This is a genomic window from Bradyrhizobium sp. (assembly GCF_016462955.1).
Classification (GTDB): Bacteria; Pseudomonadota; Alphaproteobacteria; order Rhizobiales; family Xanthobacteraceae; genus Bradyrhizobium.
The window spans coordinates 21,722-25,660 of record NZ_JAEMSD010000037.1 but is presented as its reverse complement, the minus strand read 5'-3'; the positions used below and the strand labels follow the sequence as shown (position 1 = coordinate 25,660).

The following is a 3,939-nucleotide window of genomic DNA, read 5'->3' as shown; positions in this document are numbered from 1 at the left end:
GGATCAGGTGATACGCCGCCATGATCGCGTTCGAGCCGGAGCCTGCGAAGGCAACATGGGTCGGGTGCCCCTTCACGCGCAGGCGGAACCAGATCACGCCGACCTGCGAGCGCACCATCTTGCCGCCCGTCGGCTCCGGAATGAAGCAGGCGTCCGCGCGATAACCGCGCTGAAGCGTCGAGAGCGCGCCGACGCCAGTGCTCTCCTCCTCGATCACCGACTGGAAATGGATCCGTGCCGTCGGCCTGAAGCCTGCTGCCTTGATCGCGTCCAGCGCATAGAGCGCACCGATCGTGCCCGACTTCATGTCGCAGGCGCCGCGGCCGAACATCTTGCCGTCCTTGATGACCGGCGAGAATGGCGGCGCGTCCCACAATTCCAGCGGGCCGGCCGGCACCACGTCGCAGTGCCCCTGCAGGATCAGCGATTTGCCGCCGTTGGTTTGCGGGCGGTATGTGCCCACCACGGAACGAGCCTTCGAAAAGTCGTGCTCGATCGGACCGAAGCCGCGGAGATCCTTCAAATCATCGACGTTGATGTGCCAATCGTCGACCTCATAGCCCCGCTCGCGCAGGAGGTCGCCGATCATGTCCTGGCACGGCCCCTCCGCCCCGCGGGTCGAGGGGATCGCGACGAAATCGCGGGTGGTTGCAAGCTGAGCTTCGAAGCCGCTATCGACGGCGTCAAGAATCCTCTGCTGCGCTTCGGCGTTCATTCGGGCAACTCCAGACGTTCCAATGGTCCTATGGAGTGCGCAAACTAGCCGATTTCAGCCGTTCGGGTACTCCACAAAATAAGCTTCCCGCAATGCATCTTCGAGCAGCCGGCCTTCGGAATAGCCGTTCAGCGTCGTGGGCCGGCTGACGCCTTCGAGCAGGCGCGAGCACGGCTCGGGGGCGCCGAGTACGGTGCGAACCGGAATTCGCTCCGCATATATCGGCAGCGCATAATCCTCGTCATCGTCGGCGACTCCCTTGGCGCGGATCTTGGCCGAGGCTTCCTCGATCTCCATCGCGATGAAAGACGTTGCCTTGATCTCCTGCGCAGTACTCTGTCGCAGGCTGGCCGTGCGATCGGGAAAGAAGCGATCGACCATCGCAATCACCGCCCGCTCCTTCTCCGCGGCGTCCGTGACGAGATAGGCCGTGCCGAAGGCCATGACGGCGCGGTAATCGGCAGAATGGTTGAAGCCGCAGCGCGCCAGCACGAGGCTGTCCAGATGGGCGACCGTCAAGCAGACGCGCTCGCCCTTGCTCTGGTTGCGCAGCATGCGGCTGGCGCTCGAACCGTGCCAATAGAGCCTGGTGCCCTCGCGCCAGAAAAAGGTCGGCGTGCAATAGGGCTGCCCATCGATCACGTAGGAGACGTGGCAGAGCATCGAGGAATCCAGGATGCGATGAACCGTCTCGTGATCATAGAAGCCGCGGTCGTGCCGGCGCTTCACCTGATTGCGGGCAGATGTCGGATAGCGATTCAAGGTCTCGGTCTGGCTCACGGCCGCTCCTGCTCGGACTCGGGGAATGTGGAAGCAGTTGTAGCGGCGCATTTGGTCTGCGATAGTTCCAATTCCATGCAAAGAATTCCAACCAATTTCCGATCCAAGGCCGAGCTTCCGCTCGACCTCACCGGCCCTCACATCACGGCCGGCGCTTCCGCGGCGCACCGGCTTTATCAGGCGCTATGCGAGATGATCGTCTCCGGCCTCGTCAAGCCCGGCGAGCCGCTGCCGCCGTCGCGGACGCTGGCCAAGCAGACCGGCTTTCGGCGCAACGCCGTCGTCGGCGCCTATGAGCGCCTGATCGCCGACGGCTTTGCCGACGCGACGATCGGATCCGGGACCTTCGTCGCGGCAGACATTCCCGCGCGCGCCGCCGTTCCGAGTAGGCCGAAGATCGTGGTCGAAGCTCCAAGCCAGGGCGCCTTCGCGCTTGGTTGCACCCATATCGACGAACGCGCCGTACAGCGCTTTCGCGCTTTCGTCGGCCGGCGCATGCGCGCATTCGGGTCCGAGCACCTGCACTATGGTGATCCCCGCGGCAGCCGCGAGCTGCGTGCCGCGATCGCCGACCACCTGTTGTCGGCGCGGGGCCTGCGTTGCGACCCCGACCAGATCATGCTGACGTCGGGCACGCTGCACGCGCTCCGCATCGTGCTGAGCGCGATCCTGAAACCCAGCGACCAGGTCTGGTGCGAGGACCCCGGCTATCCAACGGCGCGAAAAACCATCGCGCATTGCGGCTATCGCGCCGTGCCTGTCGCCGTCGACGAGCAGGGGATGCGTGTCGCCAAAGGCCGCATCGCGGCGCCGTCCGCCCGTGCGGCCTACGTCACGCCCTCGCACCAGTTTCCGCTTGGCGTGCAGATGTCGATGCCGCGCCGGCTCGAGCTTCTGGACTGGGCAAGGCAGGCCGGCGCATTCGTGCTCGAGGACGATTACGATAGCGAGTTCCGCTATGATGGCGCGCCGTTGATGTCGCTCGCCGGCATCGATCGCCTCCAGCGCGTCGTTTATCTCGGCACGTTTGCCAAGACGCTGTTTCCGGGCCTGCGCATCGGCTACTGCGCCCTGCCCGAACGCTTGGTCGCCGACGTGTCGGCCGCGCGCGCGGCGCTCGACCGCTTTCCCGGCACGCTGATGGAGGGCGCAGTGGCGGACATGCTCAATTCCGGCGCCTTCGCCGCGAACCTGAAGCGGGTGCGAAAACTCTATCGCGAGGCGCGCGATGCGCTGGCGGAGACGCTGGAAGTCGCATCCGATGGCGCGCTGTCCGTGCCGGTGCCCTCGCAAGGCCTGCATCTCGTCGCCCGCTTCCATCCCTCGGTCGACCCGGCGGTCGCAGCGCATGCCAGGCAGGCGGCCGGCGCCGAAGGCTGGCTGTTGGCCGACACCTATGCGCGCGGACGTCCTCTGCCCGGCTTCGTGCTGGGATTCTCCGGGCACGGCGTTCCACAACTCGTCGCCTCTGCCGAACGCCTCGCAAGAGAGTCACGCGCTGCGTTGGGCGCCAGAGGAAAAACGGTCCGCGGGGCGTGACGAAGCTTCACTATTAGAATCGCCCGCCGCTCCCTAGACTGCGGTATCACTTGCCGGGACCTCGCCTCATGCCGCTGCGCCACACGACCTGCCTCTCGCTGCTGATCTCGATGGCGCTTGTCTCGACGGCAGGCGCAGCCACGATCGGACGCGAGCAGGACATCGGAAATCTGAAGCTCGGCCAGCGCGTGCTCGTGGATGACGGAACCTGCCCCGCCGGTCAGGTCAGGGAAGTCCGCGGCGCGAAGATGACCGACAAGGGCGTCTCGCGCACCAGCTCTTGCGTGCCCCGGCACGGGCCGAAATCGAAATGATGACCTGAGAAGCTACTTCGCCGGATCGAACATGCACTGCAGCGTCGGCTTGGCGATCTTGGTGAAGGTCGGGCCGATCTCGCTTTGTTTGGAGGCCGGCACCCAATCGGTCTCGATGGTGGGCACCCCGGTCTCGCTGATGCCGCGCAACAATGCCTCGCGCAGGTCGCGGTCCTCGACAGCCGCCGCGGCGTGATCGTGCAGGCAGCCGCAGACCTCCTCCGGATGCTCCCAGCGCCCGAGCATGCGCGGCGCGCACTGGCGTACGAATTCGCCGCGTGGGTCGGGTAGCCTGGACGGCGACCGCACTTGCGCCTGAACGGCATTGATCGTCAGAAGTGACACGAATGCCGCGGCGCAGAGACGAACCAACATGATGGCCTTTGTCGTCTGTTTTCTGTGTGGGATCAGAAGCGCGCGGCGATCATGATCGGCTGTGAAGCCGGAACCGTGACGGGCGAGCCGCTATATTGGAAGGTGCCGACACCGGGGAGATTGCCGTCCGGTGAACCTGCCCAGGAGGAGCCCGCGAGCACGAAACCGAAAGCAAGAATGAAACTGACCGCGCGCATGATTTCTGTCCCAATTCGG

The 3,939-nt window shown here is 65.3% G+C and carries 6 protein-coding genes; 2 read left to right on the top strand and 4 right to left on the bottom strand.

Annotated elements, in window-relative coordinates:
* Together JHD07_RS06680 and JHD07_RS06675 are read right to left on the bottom strand one after the other, a co-directional pair.
* Positions 1-715: ArgE/DapE family deacylase (locus tag JHD07_RS06680; RefSeq protein WP_291620286.1), on the bottom strand; the 715-nt coding region annotated here is incomplete at its 3' end.
* A gap of 54 nt (positions 716-769) precedes the next feature.
* Positions 770-1,495 (bottom strand): pyridoxamine 5'-phosphate oxidase family protein, encoded by a 726-nt coding sequence (locus tag JHD07_RS06675; protein ID WP_291620284.1) that lies wholly within the window; start codon positions 1,493-1,495, stop codon positions 770-772.
* Positions 1,496-1,570: 75 nt separating this feature from the next.
* Between JHD07_RS06675 and JHD07_RS06670 the strand changes: the two genes are divergently transcribed.
* Both JHD07_RS06670 and JHD07_RS06665 read left to right on the top strand, forming a co-directional pair.
* The gene (locus JHD07_RS06670; RefSeq protein WP_291620283.1) at positions 1,571-3,034 is read left to right on the top strand and encodes a PLP-dependent aminotransferase family protein; all 1,464 of its coding nucleotides are present in this window, start codon (positions 1,571-1,573) and stop codon (positions 3,032-3,034) included.
* Between the two features lie 68 nt (positions 3,035-3,102).
* The gene (locus tag JHD07_RS06665; protein ID WP_291620281.1) at positions 3,103-3,348 is read left to right on the top strand and encodes a DUF6719 family protein; all 246 of its coding nucleotides are present in this window, start codon (positions 3,103-3,105) and stop codon (positions 3,346-3,348) included.
* Positions 3,349-3,360: 12 nt separating this feature from the next.
* On the opposite strand, the gene JHD07_RS06660 is transcribed toward JHD07_RS06665, so the two are convergent.
* Together JHD07_RS06660 and JHD07_RS06655 are read right to left on the bottom strand one after the other, a co-directional pair.
* Positions 3,361-3,723, bottom strand: a complete 363-nt coding sequence (locus tag JHD07_RS06660; RefSeq protein WP_291620279.1) for a hypothetical protein — start codon at positions 3,721-3,723, stop codon at positions 3,361-3,363.
* Positions 3,724-3,755: 32 nt separating this feature from the next.
* Positions 3,756-3,939 (bottom strand): hypothetical protein (locus JHD07_RS06655; RefSeq protein WP_291620277.1); only part of this gene is annotated, 184 nt, incomplete at its 5' end.

Excerpts from the sequence above, each read along its gene's own strand:
- JHD07_RS06660 (WP_291620279.1), bottom strand. The coding sequence starts at position 3,723 with ATGTTGGTTCGTCTCTGCGCCGCGGCATTCGTGTCACTTCTGACGATC.
- JHD07_RS06670 (WP_291620283.1), top strand. The coding sequence starts at position 1,571 with ATGCAAAGAATTCCAACCAATTTCCGATCCAAGGCCGAGCTTCCGCTC.
- JHD07_RS06665 (WP_291620281.1), top strand. The coding sequence starts at position 3,103 with ATGCCGCTGCGCCACACGACCTGCCTCTCGCTGCTGATCTCGATGGCG.